Raw genomic sequence first — 22,336 nt, 5'->3', positions numbered from 1 at the left:
AGCTAACATTTTTTTCGAGGAGGTAAGGATAATAACACAAGATAGAATGAATGGAATGATAATAGGTATTTTATATATAGTAGCTGCAGTCACTTCAATCATAGCTGTTGTATCTTATCAACCGGTGTTGTCGGAACAATGGTATATGGCCGTGGCAAATGGATTTGAAATGAAGATTTTGAATGGAGTACTAAATGATCTTTTTCTTATAGTGGCGGCTATTGGGACGGCAGTCATGCTATTTCCTTATCTTCGTCGTTGGAATGAACATATTGCATTAGGGTATCTTTGTTTTCGATTTATGGAAGCTGTTTTTATTGCAATAGGATTGGTAAGTATATTAGGTTTATTGCATCTTAGTGTTTTTTATGAAGCAGACAGCTTAGCGAGTCAAAATATTCACTCTGTAGGTTTAATGTTGCAAGCGTTTCATCGTTGGACTTTTATGTTAGGTCCAAATTTAATGTTAGGTTTAAATACGATCATGTATAGTTATTTACTTTTTAGAACAGGTTTAGTGCCAAAAACCTTGGCGCTGTTTGGGATGGTTACAGCCGTTATGGTATTCATAGCCGGTTTATTAGACATGTTTGGTATAGTAGAACCTAACTCAACTGCAAAAGGACTCATTGCTTTACCTGTTGGCGTTTTTGAGATGAGTTTAGCTGTCTGGTTAATTGTGAAGGGTTTTCATAAGGGAAATCTTGAAATGTTAGATCAAATAGAGAAGATTGAGAAGAAATGTACTTAGGCTAAAAGGTAGGTTAGAAGTGATATTTGACAATGATACTAAAAAAATATATCGTTGATATATCAACGTTGTATAGTCAACGAACTTTGGGGAGGTGAATACCCTTTGAATTTTGATGACCAAATTGGGATCTTGGTTCGTAATGCACATTTGAGCATTTCCAGTTATGTTAAGAAACAGCTAGAACCTTTTGATCTCGCTCCAGAACAAAATTTAATAATGATGATGCTTTGGAAGAAGGATGGAATTTCGCCCAATGAATTTTCTTTCGAACTCAATAAAGACAAAGCCAACATTGCACGAATGATTGCCAGTTTGGAAAAGAAAGGATATATCAAAAGAGAAGATGACCCTTCAGACAAACGCACATTTAAAGTTCATTTAACTAAAGATGGGAGACATCTCGAAAGTTTGGTTGTACCTATTCTTAGAAAAACTCATCAAACTGTTTTGGATGGAATATCTGAGGAACAGTTAGTTGAACTGCGAAATTTAATTTCAATAATGATAAACAATACTTTAGGAGGTAATGAGTCGTGAACATCGTTACAATCGTAGGAAGTTTAAGAAAAGAGTCATATAATATGAAATTAGCTAAAACAATGCAAGAACGATACAAGGATAAATTGAACATTATGATTACCGACATCCGTTCTTTACCTCATTTTGACCAAGACGAAGAAAACAACTCACCGCAACCTGTAAAGGAATTCAAAGAGGCGATTTCAAATGCTGATGGAGTTATTATTATTACGCCAGAATATAATTGGTCTGTTCCAGGTGTTTTAAAGAACGCTTTAGATTGGGCTTCTAGGGTAGACAAAGTATTCATTGGTAAACCAGTAATGACTCTCGGTGCAACTCCTGGAATGCTCGGAACAGTTCGTGCTCAAATGCATTTGCGTGAAATTTTAGTAGCTCCTGGTGTTCAGGCTAAGATACTTCCACCAGGAGGTAATGAAGTGCTAATTAATTTTGCAAATAAAAAAATAGATGAGCAAACAGGACAGCTAGTCGATGAAGGAACGCTTAGTTTCCTAGATAGTAAAGTATATGCGTTTGTTGATTTTGTAAAATCGGTATGAATAAACAAGGGTCCAATACTATGGGAAATCCAAAAGAAATCAGCTCCGCTAAATTAATGTGGAAAATGACTCGCCCACATACACTGACGGCAACGTTTGCGCCTGTAATATTAGGGACAGTCGCTGCACTTTATGAAAGCGGGATTGACTGGCTTTTATTTATTGCGATGATGCTAGCCTGTTTAGCTTTGCAAATTGCCACAAATCTATTTAATGAATATTATGATTTTAAACGCGGATTAGATAACGCTGATTCTGTCGGGATTGGTGGTGGAATCGTCCGTCATGGATTGAAGCCGAAAAATGTGTTAACAGCTGCAATTATATTGTATATCGTAGCGGCATTGATTGGTGTGTATATTTGCATGAATAGCAGTTGGTGGCTGGCTGCAATCGGAATAATTGGGATGGCAGCTGGCTACTTGTACACAGGTGGTCCGATACCGATAGCCTACACACCATTTGGAGAGTTAGTTTCTGGTTTGTTGATGGGAACATTCTATGTCCTAATTGCTTTCTTTATCCAAACTAATACTTTAACAATCGAAAGTATTTTAATTTCTGTTCCTATTGGAATTCTAGTAGGAGCAATCAACATGTCTAATAACATTAGAGATATAGATGAAGATGTTAAAGGAGGTAGAAAAACACTGGCTATTCTCCTAGGGAGAAAGAAAGCGGTAGTAGTTCTAGCATCCTCCTTTGTCGTTTCATACTTATGGGTCGTTGTAATAGTTTGGATGGAGTATGTTAGTCCTTGGACACTCATTATGTTTCTAGGTATAAATAAGCCAATCGCAGCCATTAGAGGGTTTCAAAAAGGAGCAAAGGAACCTCTATATATGCGTGTAGCTATGAAATCAACTGCCATGACAAATACCATTTTTGCTATTCTGTTATCAGCAGGATTATTAATTAGTTACTTGTTTTAAAAGAAATAGCATTCAAGGAAGGCCATTTGTAATTTGTATAGATTTTCGGGTATTTTATAGACCCAGTTTAGGCAAGAACTCTCCTCTCCTCGAGCATATTATATTTTAGATCATTTCCGAAGCTTGCCAAGTCCAATTAGCAAGCTTCTTTGAATTTATGGCAGCAAAAGTAAGCATCGCCTGCATAGTCAATTTTTTAAGCCCCCGTAAGGTTGTCCTTCGCATCCCATGCTTTTCTTTTGCATCGCTTGAGTTGAAGAAAAACTGTATGAAGATAAATAAAAAGGCTAGGATCCACTATAACAGGGACCTCACCAATTTTCTTAAACCCACCAATATCTCTTGTGTTGCGAAAAAGTAAGCTTTACATTTTTCTGCATGTTCAGATGACAATTCAATGTGATTATTTCCTCAATGATCTTATGGGGGAGTTTTTTTATGGCACTTTATGAATTACTGGAAATATGGAACAAATCCAAACGGTGAGTAGCTTCTATTTGTTACTGAGTAAAAACGATCTAGTTAAAGAGACTAAATAATTTTAAAGAAAAAATAAAATTAAATAACTTTTTAGAGTATTTTACATAAAATATTGACAATTATAATAAATATGATTTATTATAATAATTAGATAAATAATATTTATTTAGATTTGAAAAGAAGATAGATGAAGGGGGAGAGCAATATTTTGATTTTTATGTAAGCGTTAACTTTATTAATAATCCTATTAAAATCTCCAATCCTTAAAAATAATTTAGGTATACTAATAGTTATAAGAGGATAGGAGCGACTTTAATGAAGAGTAGAAGTGAACAATTAATTTTAGAGCTTGGAAAAAGAATCGTTTTAGGGGAATATATTCCTGGAGAAATTTTACCTAAAGTAGAAGATCTCAGTGAAGAATATTATGTTAGCAGAACTGTAGTCCGTGAAGCATATAAAGGGTTATCAACCCTAGGTCTGGTGCGATCCAATCAGCGTTCGGGTACTGTCGTTTTACCGCGATCTGAGTGGCAATGGTGGAACATTGAGATAATGACTTGGTTGTTAGAAGATCCAAATAATAAAGATTTCATACTTCATTTAACAGAAGTAAGGATGGGGCTAGAACCCATAGCAGCAGCATTAGCAGCCAGTAAAGGAACAGAACAAGATAGAATAAACATAAAGGAAGCTTTTCAGAAACTAGAACAATCTGTAGGGGATGAAAAAGCTTGGATTAAAGCGGACTATGATTTTCATGAAAGTATATTAAAAGCTTCAAATAATGATTTATTAATCGGAACGATTCGTATAATGCGTAAAGCTCTTACCGTCAGTAGGGAAAAGACATTACCTTTAACAAATGATAATCAAGAATTCTCTTACGATTCACCAACAAAGGCAGCTTTAGAAAAGCATCGTATGATTTATGAAGCAATCATGTCACGTGATGAAGAAACGGCTAAACAAAAAATGATGGAATTAATCTTACGTGTAAGGACTATATTACAAAAAATATTTAACTAGTACTCGTAAGCGCATGATAGTGGCAATTTTAAAAAAGGGAGGAATTTAAAGTGGGATTACAAATTGTAAGATTTGAAAAAGAAAATGTGGAGCGTTGGGGTGTATTAAAAGAGGACAAAATATTCGTTTTACAAGATACATATAGTTCTCTGGCTCAGTTTCTAGATGAAGGTAAAGAAGAAGCAAGGAAATTATATAAACAAGAAAATGGTGAAAAAGTTTCACTAAACGAGGTAACTTTCTTAAGTCCAGTAACAGCTCCTGCAAGAATCGTTTGTCAAGGTGCCAATTATAGCTCACACAGAGCTGAATCAGGATTAGAAGCAAAAAAACCTCCTTTTAACTTGATTTTCGGTAAAGCGGATAGTTCTTTATGTGGAGCAAATACAGAAATTATCCGTCCAGCTAATGTGCAATTATTAGACTATGAAATTGAATTAGGTTTAATCATTGGTTCCGAGATTACAGGGCCAGTAGAGATAACAGAAGATAACCTTTATCAATTTGTTGCGGGATTAGTTATTTTTAACGATATATCAGCAAGGGATGTACAACTGTGTCAAGGACAATGGTTAAAAGGAAAAAGCTACCGTACGTTCGGACCGACTGGACCATATTTTTACTTGCTTGATCAAGATGAAATATCATCCATTTACGACCTTGATATTAAATTGTGGGTGAATGAAGAACTACGCCAATCGGCTAACACAAATCAGTTGTTATTTAAACCGCTTGAAACTATAAACGAGCTATCTGAGATTATGAATCTTTCAAAAGGTGATTTAATTGTTACAGGTACAACAGGTGGTGTAGCGATGAATCTGGCTGCTGAAGAAATGAGTAAAGTTTCAAGTTTAACGACTCCTTATGAAGAGAAAGTCAATATTATGCTAGAAAGTCAATTAAAGCTTAATAATTATTTAAAAGATGGGGATGTTATCCGCTGCAGTATTAAAAGTGCAGATGGAACAATTGACCTTGGTGAACAAGTAAATAAAGTGGTTCCTAGTAAAGTAACTGTTTCCTAAATAAAGTCATTTATGTGCTGAGATAATATTGCAGACTAATTAATTTTTTCTCAGCACTTTATTCTATTGAATAATGAAAACGATAAAGCGACATGGATTAATTAGATTATTTATATTTTTGAATGCGCTTACATGTTTGTGGAATAATACTAATTTCTATTAGATTGGAGTAAACCCATGAAAAAAGAAAATATAGATGTTGCGATTGTTGGCTACGGTCCAGTGGCAAAGTTATTAGGAACATTACTTGGTCAGAAAGGTTGGAGGGTAGGAATATATGAGAGATTTCTTGAACCTTATCCATTACCTCGTGCTGTAAAGTTAGATCACGAGGTTGCTAGGCTTTTACAATCCGTTATTCCGACGGATGAATTGAAGGAGGTTTTACAAACCGTTCATGACTTTTACGAATGGCAGAATGCGAATCGCATACCCCTAATAAAACTTGATTGGTCACAATTTGGTATTTCAGGATGGCAAGCAGATATGTTTTTCTGTCAGCCAGATGTAGAAGCAAAGATGGATGCCAAATGCCGAGAACAAGAAACGGTAAGTGTTAATCTTGGAATGGAAGCCATTCAAATAAGGGAATTTGATGACCATGTTGAGCTAATTGTGAAAAACTTGGATGGAGAAGAAACAAATATTCATACCAAATATGTTGTCGGTTGTGATGGAGCCCATAGTTTTGTTCGAGAAACTATGGAAAATACAATGACAGATTTAGACTTCAATTCGGATTTCCTTGTTGTTGATATTATTCCGAAAGAAGAAAGGACATTTAGTCCAATGAATTTGCAATTATGTGATCCAGTCCGACCAACGACAGTCGTTTCAGGTGGTTATGGTAGAAGACGTTGGGAGTTTATGGTTCGTCCTGATGAATCAAGAGAAGAATTTAACACGGAAGAAAATGTCTGGAAGTTACTTGAAGCATGGGATATCACCCAAGAAAACGCAATTTTAGAAAGACATGCGTTATACACGTTTAGGGCAAGATGGGCTAATATTTGGAGAAAAGGTAGAGTAATGATTGCTGGGGATGCGGCACACTTAACGCCACCATTTATGGGACAAGGAATGTGTTCAGGTCTTCGTGACTCAGCTAATTTAGCCTGGAAACTTGATCTAGTTTTACGAGGAAATGTGAATGATAGTATTTTAGAAACCTATACAGAAGAGCGGAAACCTCATAATCAAAAAGTCGTTGAGGCGGCAATTTATTTAGGTAATCTGATTTGTGTAGCAGATCCGAAAAAGGCTGAAGAAAGAGACCAGGCTTTCTTAAACGGAGATGCTCCACCATTCCCTGAATTTCCAATTCTAAAAAGTGGAATACTTTATCAACCAGAAAATAGTAAAAGTAGTAATTTAGCTGGACAGCTTTCTTTACAAAGCGAAGTGAGATATCAAGGGAAAACAGGTTTGTTTGATGATGTAGTTGGTACTGGTTGGATGGTAATTAGCCCAGTAAGTAACCCGAAAACTATTTTAGACACGGAGCAAATTGAATTTTTCGAGAAAATGGGTGCAAGATTTATAGTAATAGCAGATACAGAAATAGACTCAGATAACATTATTGATATCAATGGAAAGTATTATGAATATTTCAATCAAAATGATATAGAAGCTGTTATTGTTCGTCCAGATTTCTATAATTTCGGAAGTGTGGCTACATTCTCTGAGCTTCCTGATATGTTAGAGGATTTAAGAAATCAGTTAGAAAAGTTTATGAACACAACGGCTATGAATTAAAAATTAAATCATGAGCCACTGCGTTAGATTGAATTTGTATTGCGGACAAATCCAATCAAAAAGAAACTTGGTCTTACAAAACCAATACCATTATTATAACAAGTCTAAAAAACTATGTTGAAGTATTATTTAGAGGAGGAAATTTCTATGTCAAACGTAAAAGTATTTAGATTAGCGTACGCAGATTTCTTTTCACAAGAACCTAAAAAAATGGTGGATTATTATACAACTACGTTGGGCTATCGTATTATGGAAGAACAAGATGGGATCACTTATCTAAGTAATGGTGTGGACCATCATAATATTGTGATTAGACCTGGCAATCAAAAAGGAATTCGAAGCTATGGTTATCAATTAGATGGGAAATTGTCATTAGAAGAAGTACAAGCACAATTACATTCACAAGGTATTGATTCAACTTTAATAGTAGACGGAAAACCAGGTGTTTCAAGATACCTAGAATTACATGATCCAGCTGGAAATACTGTTGAGTTATTTACAGTGATGGCTCAACCGGTTATTGGTTATGGTACGACAGGTATTCTTCCACTTAAACTAGGTCATATTGCCTTTTATGCAAAAAACTTTGTTGAAACAGTTGAATTTTACAGTGACGTATTAGGCTTCACTTTTACCGATAAAATCGGAGAGGCATTCTGCAATTTCCTAACATGTAATCATGAACACCATGTATTAAATATTGTATCATCAGATGAAACAAGATTGCATCACATCGCTTATCAATTAAGAGATGCAGGTCACCAGTATGCGAGTTCAGATATTTTAGCAAAACAAGGTTTGAACGTTCTTTGGGGTCCTTCTCGTCACACCGCTGGACATAACATTGCAACATATCACCATGACTCAGATGGAAATGTAGTTGAACTATATACAGAAATGGATGTATATATTTCTGAACTTGATATTTTCGAACCGCGTCCATGGCATCAAGAATTACCATTGAAACCTAGAAAATGGGAAGGGTTAAGCTCTTGGGGAACTGAATTTGAAGTAGATTTGGCAAAAATTTAAATTGAATCTAGGAGATTAGAAAATGGTACAAGAAACGATGTTACTGGAAGTAAATCCAGGAACACAAAAAGATTTCGAGTTTGCATTTAAGAAGGCAGCGGTTTTCATTTCTCAGGCAAAGGGCTGCTTAGGATATGAAATGCAGCGTTGTGTAGAGAATGAAAACAAATATTTAGTGATGATAAAGTGGGAAACAATTGAAGACCACATAATTCACTTTAAGAATTCAGAAGCTTTTTCTGAAATGAAAGAATTGATTGGACCTTATTATTTGAATAGACCTCTCGTCGAACACTATGAAATAGTTAATCTACTATAAATGTTCTTGTGAAAAGATTAAATTGTAAGCGCTAAATTTAATTAATAGGAAAAGTCATTACTCTCATTTTTTACTTCGATTAGATATTATGTGTAAACCCGAATAATAAAAGATAAGAGCGCCTTTTCGGTAACTATCACAAATAGCTGTATATTACGATTTTTTGTCGAATATACGGCTTGTTTTATTTATTTGCTACATGCTGACTGTTTTTTTTATAATGGACATTTAGCAGATGCTTTTTTAACAGTACAATATCTTATGTAACTATTCCCCAATCGTGTCAGATTACGATGGCTCAATCCGTTTCTTCATAATAAAATACAACTTTGCAAAACTTGCTTTCGGTAAGCAGGTGAATGTGCGATATAATTCGGTATCGTCGCTTAATCGCGAAATTGAATTCTTGTTAGAAAATAATCATTCAGAAACGTTTATTGCAAGTGAGTTGGAAGGAGAATCGAAACGATTAGATACAATAATAAAAAGCTCGAAGATGTCACTTGAATCTTCGAGCTTTTTATTATTGTGCAAACTGAGTTGACTTCAATTGCTTATTGTAACTAAAAATCCGAATATCCATATGGAATATTAGCTAGTAAAGGAACAAAAGCTAAGAACGCCACCTTGTGTGGCAACGCCTTCGTGACCAACATCCTGTTGGCCTGATGAGGCTGAAGCCAAGTCCGCGTTAAAGAGTTCGCCTGAAGCGGAAATCAACTTTGTTAGGATTTCAATTGCTTGTTCCCTATTATGAAATTGATTCAACTAATAAAAAATTAAACAGACAATTTAGAATGAATAAGAAATAAATACAAAGTATTAATATTTCAATTTAAACTCATCATAAGTTATCTTCTTTAATAAAATTTTAGTAATATTTAACAAAAAATATCTTGTTTTTAATAAAATTTACAATACCTTTACAATAGTCTAGTCGAAAATTTACACTGTGCAATTATCCTATAGTAAGACAAAATTCGACAAAGAAAAGTTCCTAACATATTTCTTGGAGGTAAGAAATGATCAGTTTGAAAAAAATAAAAATAGGATTAATAATGCTCTCTATGCTTACTGTACTATCTGCATGTACGAGCAATAATAATGATACACAAGGGCCAAATGGTAGAGGTGCTACCGTATCTATTTCAGGATCTACATCTGTGGGACCACTTGCTGAAAAGCTAGCAGCAAAATATGCAGAGGAAGACAACACGAATATTGAGATAAATCAAATTGGTTCTTCTGCAGGAATTACCAACGCTATCAGTGGAGTGTCAGAGATAGGTATGTCTTCGCGGGACCTAAAGGAAGAAGAAATAGCGAGTGGTTTGAATGAAGTAGTTATTGCTTATGATGGAATTGTAGTAGTAACTCATCCAACAAACAAAGTAAAAGATCTTACAATGGAGCAAATAAAGCAGATCTTTACTGGGAAAGTGACGAACTGGAAAGAACTTGGTGGAGATGACATGGAAATAGTAGTTGTATCTCGCGAGGATGGATCAGGTTCCCGTGATGCATTCCAAGAAATCGTTGACTACAGTTCTGGTGAATTAGTTAGAAGCGCTATAATCGCAAGTGGTAATGGAAATATTAAAACAACAGTCGCGAACAATAAACATGCAGTAGGCTTTATCTCTTTTGAATATATCGATGAATCCATTTCAACAATCGATATTAATGGTGTAGAAGCTACTGCAGAAAATGTTCTACAAGAAAAATACAGCTTGTCTAGACCGTTCTTGTTTGTCTATAAAGAAGGACAATTAACAAACTCGGGACAACGATTTATAGATTTTATTTTAAGTGAAGATGGACAACTCATTGCAGCGGAAGCAGGTGCAATCCCTGTAAAGTAAAACATTATTACAGGAAGGCAACAACATAATTTTAAACGGAATCTTGGAGGAATAAAGAGTGTCTATCCCAACAACTAACAAGCATGCCGTAGATATCGGTAAAACAAATAAAAGGAAGTATATGTTAGAAAAGCTGTCTGCAAGAATTTTCTTGATTTGTGCGCTTCTCTCGGTAATAACTTTATTGTTAATCATTGGATTTGTATTTTATAAAGGAACTCACCCCTTTGTAGCAGAGGGATATAGCTTTATAGACTTTATTTTTGGTGTGGATTGGGTACCGAGTGAAGATAAATTCGGTATATTCCCAATGATTGTTGCATCTATTTTTGCAACGATTGGAGCATTAATTATTGGAGTTCCAATAGGCTTATTCACAGCTATTTTCATAGCTGAAATTGCCTCTAAGAGGCTTGCTAAAATAATTTCGCCAGCAATTCAGTTACTAGCGGGCATCCCATCTGTTTTATATGGTGTATTTGGACTGGCAATCATTGTTCCGTTTTTACAAAATACTTTTGGTTTAGTAAAGGGGCAAAGTTTATTAGCTGTTATTCTTGTACTCGCAATCATGATGCTACCAACTATTGTGACTGTAGCAGAAACAGCGATTCGTGCAGTTCCACAAACATATCGCGAAGGATCATACGCTCTAGGAGTATCACAAATTGGGACAATTTTTAAGGTCATTGTACCAGCAGCTAAATCTGGTATTATGACAGCAATCGTATTAGGTTTAGGTCGAGCAATTGGGGAAACGATGGCAGTTATCTTAGTAGCTGGTAATAGTTTAATCGTTCCAACTAGCTTAACCGATAGTGTTCGTCCACTAACGACCAATATTGCATTAGAAATGGGTTACGCATTCGGTACACATCAAGAAATGTTATTTGCAACCGGAATTGTTTTATTCTCATTTATATTGATTTTGAATTTTGTATTAGCAAAAATAAGTTCGAAGGGAGGTAACTAAGATGAGACAAATTAAAGATAACTTGTTACGTGGACTATTATGGTTGTCAGCTTGCTTATCTGTTGCCATCCTCGTCATGATCGTTGGGTTTATCTTTTATAAAGGGATCGGTTTTATTAGCTTTAATTTCATCTTCGGTGATTATTCTCCAACCGGAGGTGGTGGCATTTGGCCAATGATTGTAACAACTATATACACAGTCCTTATTTCGTTAGTCATTGCAACACCTATCGGAATATTGGCAGCTGTTTATTTACAAGAATATGCGAAACAAGGGCGATTAGTTAGACTAATACGCTTTGCAACAGAAAGTTTAACAGGAATTCCCTCCATTATTTATGGTTTATTTGGAGCGGTATTCTTTGTAACAACATTAAAATTAGGTATGTCGATTCTAGCTGCTTCCTTAACCTTAATAATTATCGTGTTACCTGTAATCATTCGAACAACGGAAGAAGCATTAAAAACAGTGCCACGTTCATATCGGGAAGGTTCATTAGCGCTTGGAACGACAAAACTACAAACATTATATAAAGTGATTTTACCAAGTTCCATGCCAGGAATTTTATCTGGTATTATCCTTTCAGTTGGACGAATTGTTGGTGAATCAGCGGCAATCTTCTTGACTGCTGGGACAGTAGCAGCTATGCCAGCGAGCATTCTATCATCAGCTAGAACTTTAACAGTTCATGCTTATCTAGTAACACAAGAGTCTGGAGACATTGAACTTGCTGCAGCGGTAGGTATTGTCTTAATCGTAATTATTTTAGCAATCAATCTTTCAGCAACCTATATCTCGAAAAAATTTAACAAAGCAACAAACAAATAAAAGAACGTCAAGGAGTACTTCAGCAATAGAAGATGATGAGCTAACGACCAAATAAATCAAGTAGGGAAGGTATTTTAGCAGATGGAGCAACGTAAAAAAGGTACATCGAAAATTAATGTGAAAGATTTAAATTTATTTTACGGGGAGAAACAAGCGCTATTCGGAGTGGATCTTGCTATTCATGAAAAAGAGGTTACTGCTTTAATCGGTCCCTCGGGTTGTGGTAAATCAACTTTTTTACGAACATTAAACCGTATGAATGATTTAATTGATGGTGTGAAAATTACTGGTGATGTTGTCATTGATCATGAAGACATTTACAAAACAAATGATGTAATCAAATTACGAACAAAAGTGGGTATGGTATTTCAAAAACCAAATTTATTCCCAATGAGTATTTATGACAATGTTGCCTATGGACCAAGAATGCAAGGCATTAAAAATAAAAAAGAATTAAATAATATTGTGGAAGAGAGTTTGCGCAGTGCAGCTATTTGGGATGAAGTAAAAGATCGTCTTAAAACATCAGCACTTGGTTTGTCAGGTGGTCAGCAACAACGTGTATGTATTGCTCGTGCTATTGCGATGAAACCAGATGTTATTTTAATGGACGAGCCTACATCCGCATTAGACCCAATTTCTACGCTGAAAATAGAAGAACTAATATCTAATATGAAAAAAGACTATACGATTGTCATTGTTACACATAACATGCAACAAGCTGCACGAATCTCCGATAAAACAGCGTTTTTCTTAAATGGAGAAGTAGTTGAATACGATGATACAGATAACATTTTCTCAACTCCACAGGATCAAAGAACGGAAGATTATGTATCAGGTCGATTCGGATAATAGGGTAAGATAAATTGAAACAGGTGTAGAAAAAAGCTCTTTTTTCTACACCTGTTTTTTAGTTAATTTATCATTTTTAGTTGTAAGTGATTGATTGAAGATACGTTTATTTCATTAGTGTAAGAATCCATTTTCTAAAGTCCACGAGTCTATTGTATTCGGGTTTTTCTTGAGTCCCTGTAATTATGAGGGGGACAATGGAATCGATTTTGTGTAAAGAACCATGTGCTGCACCCCCAGCATGATCATGACTGTGTTTTTCAATAAATTCATAGTGTGGCTTTGCATCTACAATTATGAATCGCCCTTCATGTGAATGTAGTGCACCGTGAAGTCTTGCAAGAGCATCCGGATAATCGCTGTATTCTATATGCCCCTCGCTATTGATTGACAAATTTAAAATTGAAAGATCTCCATCTAACTTCCATGATTGATCATACATATCCTTATACGAACCTTTTGGAGAAAATGTAAACTCCTGATTAGATTGCGGAGAGATGACATAGTTTATTTCTCCCTCTTTCCATGCAATAATGCCGATTCGTATATCCTTCTTTAATATCTTTACTATCTCTGAAAGCTTCAAGTTTTCATCATTTAAGTTAATGTACGCCATTCGCTCGTTAATCGCGATTGCAATTTCACCATTTGTGTTCCTACGTTCCCAGAAGGTATAGTCCTTCAATAAATCATTTAAATCTATTAGAGAAGTGTTTTTATCCTTCATAACTGTAGATTGACCACTGTCTCCATGCACAATCCAAATTGTCTGTTCAATCGCTTCTTTCCAAGTTGAATAAGAATTCAAAAGTTCTTGAAGATACTTATCTGCTTTTTCAATTGCCCTAAGATCATCTGGCCCGTTTTTATGTAAATCCTTATCTGTATCTGGTAGATAGGCGAGCGTAAATGCGGGCAATTTATTTTGTTCCATTAAGAATTTCAACTCGTTAACGGTAAATTGATTATTCACACCCATTCTTGACCATGCTAACTTGTGAAGATCATTTTTGGGATTATACTGAGATAATGTTCCCAATGAAAGTATTATTGGCCCGCTAATATTTATATCATCCGGTAGAAGTCTCATTGCAGAAATTAGTTTTGGAACATTCAATGGTTGGTGGAAACTCCCTCGATATAGAAGCCCATTAATAGAGGCAGATTGAATGTTATTGTTTGTAAGTTTTTCATGAATGGTTTGAACGTTTTTGTTTAAATGTTCTTCGTTTAGATGGACAATGCTATCGAGCGCAACATTTTTCACTCCAAGACTCCATATTTCTCTTAAACCGCTTCCATAGCTAACAATACGATTTTCATCTTTCTTAAACCAAATGAGACCTGGAATCTTATGCTGATCTGCATAAGTGCCAGTCAACACAGTACTGTCAATCGTCACGGACATTGTAGGATAGGAGCTAATTACTTCAGGATGGAATTGTCCATTGTTTATTAAAAAGGATAGGGCAGGGGCTTTTCCGGCTTGCACGACTTTTTGGAGGGGCTGACTCATAAGCGAGTCAACTGTGATAAAAATGACTGGTTTTTGCTTTTTATGGATAATGGTGTCGTTAATATCTTTTGTACGCGACATTGAAAAGATCAATAGAAAACTAGCCACTAGTATAAGGAGAACAATAATCGATACGAGTATATTCAGTTTCATGCTTTCACCCTTTAAATTATATTTCTTAGTATGGTTTAAATGGAACAGGTGATACATCATATCAATTCATAGGTTTTACAGTGCTTATGGGGAATCTTCCACTAAATGCTAACAATTTACATAGACTTAACATCGTTTTAATCCATGATGTAAATAGATGTAATATACTTGCTTTTTAAAGGATATTGACAGATTCTTGATACCTTTTGAATGGGCATAAATTTAGGGAATGAAGCCGAAGAATGTTAATAATAAAATGATAACATCATGGGGGGATCGGCTTGGGCTCGCAATTATTAAGTTTTATAAATGATTTTAATTTTTACATGTTCCTATTATTTACATTGATGTATTCATATCAGATTGTTTACATGTTGGTGGCATTTAAAACCAAAAGAAATAATCATCCTGTGATGGAGAATGTTCATCCCTACAAATACGCAATAATCATCGCAGCTAGAAATGAAGAACTCGTCATCGGTCAACTGATCAAAAGTATAAAAAACCAGAACTATCCTGGGAAAATGATTGATATTTTCGTTGTAGCAGACAACTGTACCGATGATACAGCCAAGGTTGCAGAAAACGCAGGGGCAATTGTGAGGGAGCGCTTCGATAAGGATAATATTGGAAAAGGGTATGCCCTCAACTATATGATTAAAATAATCGAAAGAGAATATTCATTCAGAAAGTATGAAGGATATTTTGTATTTGATGCCGATAATCTCCTTGATGAGAATTATATAGCGGAAATGAACAAAACTTTCCATCAAGGATATAGGGTGATCACTAGTTATCGAAACTCCAAGAATTATGACCAAAATTGGATTTCTGCAGGTTATGCCCTCTGGTTCCTACATGAAGCTGAATATCTGAACCTTCCAAGAATGGTCCTTAACTCCAGTTGTGCAATTTCTGGAACCGGATTTCTAGTACATGCAAATTTGATCAAAGACAATGGAGGGTGGATACACCATCTCTTAACAGAAGACATCGAGTTTTCGGTTTCTCAGATCATTAAAGGCGAAAAAATCGGGTACTGCAGAAGTGCCATGTTCTATGATGAGCAACCAGTTACCTTTGACCAGTCCTGGAATCAGAGATTGCGTTGGGCGAAAGGGTTTTATCAAGTTTTTGGTAAATATGGCGGGGGTTTAATTCGAAATGTTTTTCGTGGGAGACATAACAAGTTTTCATGCTTCGATATGACAATGACGATTATGCCAGCTATGCTTGTTTCCAGTATTAGCATGATGGTAAATGGATTATTTTACTTAGCTGGTTTTTTAGGTTTTTTTGATGGGAAACAGATTATTCAATCGACCACAATGGAACTATTAAATTCCATTGGCTGGTATTATGGAATACTATTTACACTTGGTTTCATTACAACCTTAACGGAGTGGAAAAAGATACATTGTTCAGGGTGGAAAAAAATCGCTTATACAATCACTTTTCCTTTTTTTATGTTTACCTATATTCCTATTTCTATCGTAGCCTTGTTTAAGAAAGTTGAATGGAAACCAATTGCTCACACAGTGGTGAAATCAGTCGATGATATACGATAATGGAATAAATAACCCCAATTGTAGTCATAGTAACTAACAATTGGGGTTACTTTTATAATCGATCTGTAAGGCATATTTGTGTTATAAGGTCATTGTATATCTTACAATATAATAAACAATAAACAGCTAACATCTCATTGCATGTTATGGAACAGTAGAATGTATTATGCATGAATACATAGATGAACGTGTACAACGAGTGAAAGAATAAAAAGAAGTTTTTAACTTAAAGGGAGAGAAGAAATATGGAAATTGGTGTTACGACATTTGTAGAAACAACACCGGATGTAGAAACTGGGAAAGTAATTAGTCATGCGGAGCGCATTCGCGAAGTTATAGAAGAAATTGTTTTGGCTGATCAAGTAGGTTTAGATGTCTTTGGTGTTGGCGAACATCATCGGAAAGATTATGCTGCTTCTGCGCCTGCGGTTATACTCGCTGCAGCAGCGTCTCAGACGAACCGTATAAGACTGACAAGCGCGGTAACTGTTCTTTCTTCTGATGATCCGGTACGAGTGTTTCAGGAATTTGCGACGCTTGATGCGATTTCAAATGGTCGTGCAGAGATTATGGCTGGACGCGGCTCTTTTATCGAGTCATTTCCTCTATTTGGGTATGACTTAAAAGATTATGATGAATTATACAATGAGAAGTTGGACTTATTGTTAAAAATAAGGGAATCAGAAATGGTTACTTGGAGTGGGGAGCATCGTGCGGCAATTCAAAATCGAGGTGTATATCCACGCCCTGTTCAAAACCCTCTACCAGTTTGGATTGCAAGTGGTGGAACTCCACAATCAGTTGCTCGTGCGGGTGTACTAGGATTGCCGCTTGTTTTAGCCATTATAGGAGGTAGTCCACTTCAGTTCGCACCACTTGTGCAACTTTATAAGAACGCAGCAAAGCAGGCAGGACATGACGTTTCGAAACTGACGGTAGCATCACACTCGCATGGATTCGTTGGTGAAAGTACTGATAGTGCAGTGGATAAATTTTTCCCCTCGACTCAAGCCGCTATGAATATCTTAGGAAGAGAACGTGGTTGGGGTCTATATAGTCGTGCTACGTTTGATAGTGCTCGTAGCTTGGAAGGCGCATTATATGTAGGGGATGCAAAAACAGTAGCTGAAAAAATTATTTTCCTTCGTAAAAACGTGGGTATTACACGCTTTATGCTTCACGTACCAGTAGGTTCAATGCCTCATCATGAAGTGTTAAAAGCAATTGAACTTCTTGGAACAGAAGTGGCACCATTGGTTCGAGCAGAAATAGACCGATGGGAAGCAGAAGGGGAATGAAAGTCTTCTGTTGAAACTATAATGATAATAAAGGCTTGATTCTATTGAAATGGAGTCAAGCCTTATATTTTTCATGTATAAAAAGGTATCCCAGGATTTTTAGAAGAATAGATTATTAATTAGCTACTGTTATTTTTCAAAATGGATAAGAGCGAACATAAAGTGAAGGTGTGATGTTGAATGATTAAGGAGTTATTAATAAATCCGGATGAATGCTATAGGCAAGCTGAGCAGAAGGCCGAACACTATTTTAAGTCACTTTATGAGCAAGTTAGGCAAAAGACTTATGTCCCAACTCTTACAGAAGATATTCGATTATGGAAACGCAACCATATTCATTCTCAAGCCTTATTTTCACGCAGAAAAAGAAAACCTAATTCTAGTCAGTATCACCATTATATTCAATGGCTAAATTACACAGGCAAACTGGATAACTATCTCGATCGAAGCATCTCTTACATTTTTATGCGTGATTTGGGCAAAGCACTAGATTCACCTGATACGCTAAACAGGATTGAAAGCGTAGTAGATGGGTTAAAAAGTGACTTAACTAAAAAAGGCAAAGATGAGACGTTTAGTATGGCAGGGTTATACCGTCTTGCTCAGAAAGAAGGAGTTGAATCGGGCCTAATTTGGGTGATAAACAAACTGAAGGCGGTATCCGAAAGCATTCCAAAAGGGATGGATGCTGAGCAAGCTCAGAGAAAGCTTATTAAAATAATCGCGGGTGTTATTATGCAAGAAATTGAAGAGATGAACGATGAGACGACCTCTGAGGAACGTACTCGGAGACTTGATAAAGCTATTAGGCTTGGTTATTCCTATGGACTAACTTATCCCTTTATTGACGATCTACTCGATGCAAAAATTTTATCAGATGAAGAGGAAAAGCAATATTCCGATTTAATACGTACCACGCTTATTACGGGAACTGTGCCAGCATTAGGGGAGTGGATTGGAAATAACGTGGAACTAATGGGATATATTCATTCGGAACTTCAAGAAGCTTTTGAGTATATTAAGGACTGTCAGCAACCAGATACAAGAACAGGTTTTTTTGAGCAATCTTATGTGTTTTTTAATTCTCAAGAAGTGGACCGTGTCAAAGACCTATCTAACGCAAACTATACCAATGAAGAACTTTATATACCAATCATTTTAAAATCCTCTTCTTCTCGATTGATTGTCCGTTCGGTAATCGGTGCTCCTGAGGATAAGGAATTGGACAACCGAACATTTTTTTATGGCATTTATAATCAGCTAGCGGATGATTTCACAGATATGTTTGATGATCTGAAGGATGGTTCGGTAACCCCCTATACCTATTATTTGAAATATCACCAGACACGTTCGGATCTTATCAACCCCTTTGAATTGTACTGGACGGTTATTTCTAATTTGATTCATAACGTGTATAACTCAGATAGGAAGACTTGCGAGGTCATTTTGGATCGGGCTATCAACGGACTGAAACGCTATAAAGAACGAGTGGGTACTAACAAATACAACGAAGTGATGGGCATATTTGCAAGCGGGGATGCTACATTCCATAAGCTAATACAACATATGGTCCGAAAAGCAGATGATGTAGATTTTTTCGATAAACTACTCCGCGACCATATGATTACAATTTTGAAAAATGAAAGTATAGAAAAGGAAGGATTTCTAAATACAATCAAAACCTTACGTCATCAGATCAACTGCATTCTTACTATCCCTAAAACAGAAAACATGTTTATAACGGAAGAGCAAATTATTGATGCCGCCAATTATAGTCTAGAAGGAGATGGAAAGCGTTTAAGACCTATAGTATCTTGGTTCATGGGGGTAAACGCATATGGATTACAAAGTTCAGCAATCGAACCACTTTTAAAATCGCTAGAATATATGCATACCGCATCACTAATATTGGATGATCTGCCATCCCAAGATAATGCATCTACTCGTAGGGGACGTCCGACACTTCATGAGGTGTATAGCATAGCCGTTGCAGAGTTAACTGGACTTTTTTTAACCCAAAAGGCTGTAGAGGCACAAGCATCTCTTGATCGGTTCGATTCGAAAACAGTCCTTAAACTGATAAAATATTCCGCCCAAGCTACAGCAAATATGTGCAGAGGGCAAGTGATGGATTTGGACTCCAAAGGGAAGCAGCTGACAGTAGAACAGTTGAATATGATGTGCTTTTATAAGACTGGAATTGGATTCGAGGCATCACTAGTAATGCCTGCTATCCTTGCCGGGGTAAATGAATTAGAAATAGACGCTTTGAAAAAATTTGCCCGTCATGCAGGCATAGCATTTCAGATTAAGGATGATTTACTTGATGTGGAAGGAGATGCAACAATACTCGGAAAACCTATTGGCAAGGATGCAGAAAACAATAACTCAACTTTTGTGTCCATATTAGGTCAGGAAAATGCTAAAAAAGAAATGTGGGAAAACTACTGTGTTGCAATGGAAGTATTACAAGAAGTGCCACGTAATACGACATTCTTGAAACATTTTTTAAATTATATTATCAATCGAGACCATTAGGATATCATTCATTAACTAGTCAAATAATAATGTTTTCACTGTTTTTTAGGTGAATTTACTACATCTCTGCTATAATTTATTATCTGCCAACAGCATTTAACGCAATGTGAAACGGCTGGTCATTAGGCAATACGAGGAGGTTTTTAAATGGATAACAACGATATATTAATACGACTAAGATACGCACTAGATATAAAAAACAAAGATATGATTGAGATATTTAATCTTGGTGGTATAGAAGTAACGAAAGAAGAACTACCAAAGATACTAACAAAATCAAAAGACGAATACGATGATGTAGTGGATGTAGAGGAAACGGAAGATCAGATAAAATGTACACATAAGATGTTAGATTCCTTTTTAAACGGCTTCATTACTTTTAAAAGAGGTAAACAAGATCCAAAACCTGGACAACTTGAAAATCCTGCACCTCCTGAGAATAGTGCTAATAATATGCTCCTAAAAAAATTAAAAGTTGCGCTACAATTAACAACAGAAGATATGTTAGATATATTGGATGAAGGTGGCATTGCAGTATCAAAAGGGGAGCTAGGAGCCATTTTACGTAAAGAAGGACATCGAAATTATAAAGTATGTGGAGATAATTTTGCACGGAAATTTTTAAGAGGATTAGCTGTAAAACACCGAGAATAAGCTAGCGACAAAACAGGATGAGATAAAAACTTCATCCTGTTTTTTTTCGTTTAAAAGCTATTTAGTAAAAAATGAAACATCCATTTGTCGAAAATTCAGTTATCATATAAGAAAGGGGCAGTAAGAGGATTCAGAAGGAGAAGGGGGAAATAAATATGGTATCTGGACAATTGTTTAATCATAAATTACTTGATGTCGTATTTGAAAATGCAAACTATGGAACGGTCATTATCGATAACAATGGAAAAATACAATATATTAGCAATAAATATTGCGAGTTTTTAGAAGTAAATAGAGACGATATAATCGGGGGATATATTGTTAATCATATTGAAAATACGAGATTACATCTTGTCGTTCAAACAGGAAAAGCGGAAATGGCAGATTTACAATTTCTACGAGGGAGTTTTGTCATTACAAATCGTATCCCGATTTTCGATGATAAGGAGATTATCGGGGCAATAGGGACTATCATTTTTCGAGATTTAGATGATTGGAAGAAAATGAATAGTAATATTAAAGAGTTATTAGCAAGGAACAATTTGTATACGCCCGTGGTAGATAAAGCAAATGGGGCAAGGTATTCTTTACATGATTTAATCGGAAACTCGCATGAAATGAAGGAATTAAAAGAACGTGTGAAAAGAGTGGCTGGTGGAGATATTTCGGTATTGATAAGGGGCGAGAGCGGTACAGGGAAGGAAATAATTGCACAAAGTATTCATCAACTAAGTTCACGTAGCACTAAACCATTTGTCATCGTGAATTGTGGCTCTATCCCAGAACATCTAATCGAGTCCGAGTTATTCGGCTATGAAGAAGGTGCCTTTACAGGTGCTAAAAAAGGTGGGAAAGTAGGAAAGTTTCCAAGTGCAGATGGGGGAACTATTTTTCTAGATGAAATTGGCGATATGCCACAGCATATGCAAGTCAAATTATTAAGGGTTCTACAAGAGCGGGAGTATGAACCTGTAGGATCCCTTCAACCAAAAAAAGTTAATGTTCGGGTGATTGCTGCCACCAATCGACCTTTGGAGAAAATGATAGAAAATAGGGAATTTCGGGAAGACCTATATTATAGAATAAATGCCATTCAAATAGTAAGTCCTCCTTTACGTGAAAGAACAGAAGATATCCCACTTCTGATTCATCATTTTTTTGAAAAAGCGAAAGCACAAATTGGAAAACGTGTGAATTCCATACACGATGACATATATGAGTTGTTAATAAAATATAGTTGGCCAGGAAATATAAGAGAACTGGAAAATGTAGTGAATGCAGGTGTCCATTTATCAAATGAGGACTTATTGGTAATCGATGACTTACCGGAATATATAAAAAGAGATTCTGAAAAAATCCAGAAGAGAACATTAAAAGAAATAGTAGAAGAAACGGAAAAAAGAGAAATAAAAAGAATGTTAATGATTTATAAATTCGATAAAAATATGGCAGCTGAAGCGCTTGGAATTAGTAATTCGACCATATACGAGAAAATAAAAAAATATAGAATCACTTAAGTATAAAAATCCAGAATGTCGGAATGCGCTCCGATATTTCGGATTTTTTTATTTTAGCAGGCATTCTAATGCATCTTATCGAATAAAGGGAAGTAAATTCCGATATTTCGGAAAAATATTTACGTCTAATTTATAAAATAGGCTCAAAGTATCGAAAACTCGCAT

General features: G+C 35.8%; 19 protein-coding genes and 1 pseudogene. 18 read left to right on the top strand and 2 right to left on the bottom strand.

The annotated features are described in order from the left end of the window. Nucleotides 1-55: 55 nt before the first annotated feature. From ACIQYS_RS11875 to ACIQYS_RS11860, 4 genes are all read left to right on the top strand, one after another. Nucleotides 56-751, top strand: a complete 696-nt coding sequence (locus ACIQYS_RS11875; protein WP_402979667.1) for a DUF4386 domain-containing protein — start codon at nt 56-58, stop codon at nt 749-751. A gap of 105 nt (nt 752-856) precedes the next feature. Next, nucleotides 857-1,291 (top strand): MarR family winged helix-turn-helix transcriptional regulator, encoded by a 435-nt coding sequence (locus ACIQYS_RS11870; protein ID WP_402979664.1) that lies wholly within the window; start codon nt 857-859, stop codon nt 1,289-1,291. Further along, nucleotides 1,288-1,836 (top strand): NADPH-dependent FMN reductase, encoded by a 549-nt coding sequence (locus ACIQYS_RS11865; RefSeq protein ID WP_402979661.1) that lies wholly within the window; start codon nt 1,288-1,290, stop codon nt 1,834-1,836. The genes ACIQYS_RS11870 and ACIQYS_RS11865 overlap by 4 nt, the downstream gene beginning before the upstream one ends. 20 nt (nt 1,837-1,856) lie before the next feature. After that, nucleotides 1,857-2,768: a 1,4-dihydroxy-2-naphthoate polyprenyltransferase gene (locus ACIQYS_RS11860; protein WP_402979658.1), complete on the top strand. Its 912-nt coding sequence runs from the start codon at nt 1,857-1,859 to the stop codon at nt 2,766-2,768. A 105-nt stretch (nt 2,769-2,873) separates the two neighbouring features. Here the strand turns inward: ACIQYS_RS11860 and ACIQYS_RS11855 are convergent. Next, nucleotides 2,874-3,017: pseudogene (locus ACIQYS_RS11855) on the bottom strand (transposase); the annotation flags it as partial. A gap of 546 nt (nt 3,018-3,563) precedes the next feature. Here ACIQYS_RS11855 and ACIQYS_RS11850 point away from each other — a divergent pair. From ACIQYS_RS11850 to pstB, 9 genes are all read left to right on the top strand, one after another. Further along, entirely contained in the window at nt 3,564-4,277 is a 714-nt protein-coding gene (locus ACIQYS_RS11850) for a FadR/GntR family transcriptional regulator (protein ID WP_402979654.1), read from the top strand. A gap of 50 nt (nt 4,278-4,327) precedes the next feature. Then, a complete protein-coding gene (locus ACIQYS_RS11845; RefSeq protein WP_402979651.1) occupies nt 4,328-5,305 on the top strand; it encodes a fumarylacetoacetate hydrolase family protein in 978 nt (325 codons plus the stop codon). A 177-nt stretch (nt 5,306-5,482) separates the two neighbouring features. After that, complete coding sequence (mhpA, locus tag ACIQYS_RS11840; protein WP_402979648.1) at nt 5,483-7,060, top strand: bifunctional 3-(3-hydroxy-phenyl)propionate/3-hydroxycinnamic acid hydroxylase MhpA; 1,578 nt, start codon at nt 5,483-5,485, stop codon at nt 7,058-7,060. Nucleotides 7,061-7,207: 147 nt separating this feature from the next. After that, complete coding sequence (locus ACIQYS_RS11835) at nt 7,208-8,092, top strand: VOC family protein (RefSeq protein ID WP_402979645.1); 885 nt, start codon at nt 7,208-7,210, stop codon at nt 8,090-8,092. Between the two features lie 22 nt (nt 8,093-8,114). Next, nucleotides 8,115-8,411 (top strand): antibiotic biosynthesis monooxygenase family protein, encoded by a 297-nt coding sequence (locus ACIQYS_RS11830; protein ID WP_402979642.1) that lies wholly within the window; start codon nt 8,115-8,117, stop codon nt 8,409-8,411. Between the two features lie 1,022 nt (nt 8,412-9,433). Then, entirely contained in the window at nt 9,434-10,273 is an 840-nt protein-coding gene (locus ACIQYS_RS11825) for a phosphate ABC transporter substrate-binding protein (protein WP_402979639.1), read from the top strand. Nucleotides 10,274-10,331: 58 nt separating this feature from the next. Next, a complete protein-coding gene (gene pstC, locus ACIQYS_RS11820; RefSeq protein ID WP_402979636.1) occupies nt 10,332-11,246 on the top strand; it encodes a phosphate ABC transporter permease subunit PstC in 915 nt (304 codons plus the stop codon). 1 nt (nt 11,247) lies between these two features. Beyond that, nucleotides 11,248-12,075, top strand: a complete 828-nt coding sequence (pstA, locus tag ACIQYS_RS11815; RefSeq protein WP_402979633.1) for a phosphate ABC transporter permease PstA — start codon at nt 11,248-11,250, stop codon at nt 12,073-12,075. A gap of 81 nt (nt 12,076-12,156) precedes the next feature. Further along, a complete protein-coding gene (gene pstB / locus ACIQYS_RS11810) occupies nt 12,157-12,927 on the top strand; it encodes a phosphate ABC transporter ATP-binding protein PstB (protein WP_402979630.1) in 771 nt (256 codons plus the stop codon). Nucleotides 12,928-13,033: 106 nt separating this feature from the next. On the opposite strand, the gene ACIQYS_RS11805 is transcribed toward pstB, so the two are convergent. Then, entirely contained in the window at nt 13,034-14,596 is a 1,563-nt protein-coding gene (locus tag ACIQYS_RS11805; RefSeq protein ID WP_402979627.1) for an alkaline phosphatase family protein, read from the bottom strand. A 281-nt stretch (nt 14,597-14,877) separates the two neighbouring features. On the opposite strand from ACIQYS_RS11805, the gene ACIQYS_RS11800 reads away from it, so the two are divergent. The 5 genes from ACIQYS_RS11800 to ACIQYS_RS11780 all read left to right on the top strand — a co-directional run bounded on the left by ACIQYS_RS11800 (nt 14,878) and on the right by ACIQYS_RS11780 (nt 22,171). After that, nucleotides 14,878-16,164: a glycosyltransferase family 2 protein gene (locus ACIQYS_RS11800; protein WP_402979624.1), complete on the top strand. Its 1,287-nt coding sequence runs from the start codon at nt 14,878-14,880 to the stop codon at nt 16,162-16,164. 245 nt (nt 16,165-16,409) lie between these two features. Then, nucleotides 16,410-17,462: an LLM class flavin-dependent oxidoreductase gene (locus tag ACIQYS_RS11795; protein WP_402979621.1), complete on the top strand. Its 1,053-nt coding sequence runs from the start codon at nt 16,410-16,412 to the stop codon at nt 17,460-17,462. Nucleotides 17,463-17,642: 180 nt separating this feature from the next. Then, a complete protein-coding gene (locus ACIQYS_RS11790; protein WP_402979618.1) occupies nt 17,643-20,000 on the top strand; it encodes a polyprenyl synthetase family protein in 2,358 nt (785 codons plus the stop codon). 147 nt (nt 20,001-20,147) lie between these two features. Beyond that, nucleotides 20,148-20,654, top strand: a complete 507-nt coding sequence (locus ACIQYS_RS11785; RefSeq protein WP_402979615.1) for a YehS family protein — start codon at nt 20,148-20,150, stop codon at nt 20,652-20,654. A gap of 155 nt (nt 20,655-20,809) precedes the next feature. Next, entirely contained in the window at nt 20,810-22,171 is a 1,362-nt protein-coding gene (locus ACIQYS_RS11780; RefSeq protein ID WP_402979612.1) for a sigma-54 interaction domain-containing protein, read from the top strand. Nucleotides 22,172-22,336: the final 165 nt, after the last annotated feature.

This window comes from Psychrobacillus sp. NPDC096426 (assembly GCF_044762745.1).
In the GTDB taxonomy this organism is placed as follows: domain Bacteria; phylum Bacillota; class Bacilli; order Bacillales_A; family Planococcaceae; genus Psychrobacillus.
This window is presented reverse-complemented; position numbering and strand designations above follow the sequence as displayed.

Coding starts and splice junctions, on each gene's coding strand:
- ACIQYS_RS11805 (WP_402979627.1), bottom strand. CDS start 14,596: ATGAAACTGAATATACTCGTATCGATTATTGTTCTCCTTATACTAGTG.
- mhpA (WP_402979648.1), top strand. CDS start 5,483: ATGAAAAAAGAAAATATAGATGTTGCGATTGTTGGCTACGGTCCAGTG.
- ACIQYS_RS11790 (WP_402979618.1), top strand. CDS start 17,643: ATGATTAAGGAGTTATTAATAAATCCGGATGAATGCTATAGGCAAGCT.
- ACIQYS_RS11780 (WP_402979612.1), top strand. CDS start 20,810: ATGGTATCTGGACAATTGTTTAATCATAAATTACTTGATGTCGTATTT.
- pstB (WP_402979630.1), top strand. CDS start 12,157: ATGGAGCAACGTAAAAAAGGTACATCGAAAATTAATGTGAAAGATTTA.
- ACIQYS_RS11835 (WP_402979645.1), top strand. CDS start 7,208: ATGTCAAACGTAAAAGTATTTAGATTAGCGTACGCAGATTTCTTTTCA.
- ACIQYS_RS11875 (WP_402979667.1), top strand. CDS start 56: ATGATAATAGGTATTTTATATATAGTAGCTGCAGTCACTTCAATCATA.
- ACIQYS_RS11795 (WP_402979621.1), top strand. CDS start 16,410: ATGGAAATTGGTGTTACGACATTTGTAGAAACAACACCGGATGTAGAA.
- ACIQYS_RS11830 (WP_402979642.1), top strand. CDS start 8,115: ATGGTACAAGAAACGATGTTACTGGAAGTAAATCCAGGAACACAAAAA.
- ACIQYS_RS11785 (WP_402979615.1), top strand. CDS start 20,148: ATGGATAACAACGATATATTAATACGACTAAGATACGCACTAGATATA.
- pstA (WP_402979633.1), top strand. CDS start 11,248: ATGAGACAAATTAAAGATAACTTGTTACGTGGACTATTATGGTTGTCA.
- ACIQYS_RS11850 (WP_402979654.1), top strand. CDS start 3,564: ATGAAGAGTAGAAGTGAACAATTAATTTTAGAGCTTGGAAAAAGAATC.
- ACIQYS_RS11860 (WP_402979658.1), top strand. CDS start 1,857: ATGGGAAATCCAAAAGAAATCAGCTCCGCTAAATTAATGTGGAAAATG.
- ACIQYS_RS11825 (WP_402979639.1), top strand. CDS start 9,434: ATGATCAGTTTGAAAAAAATAAAAATAGGATTAATAATGCTCTCTATG.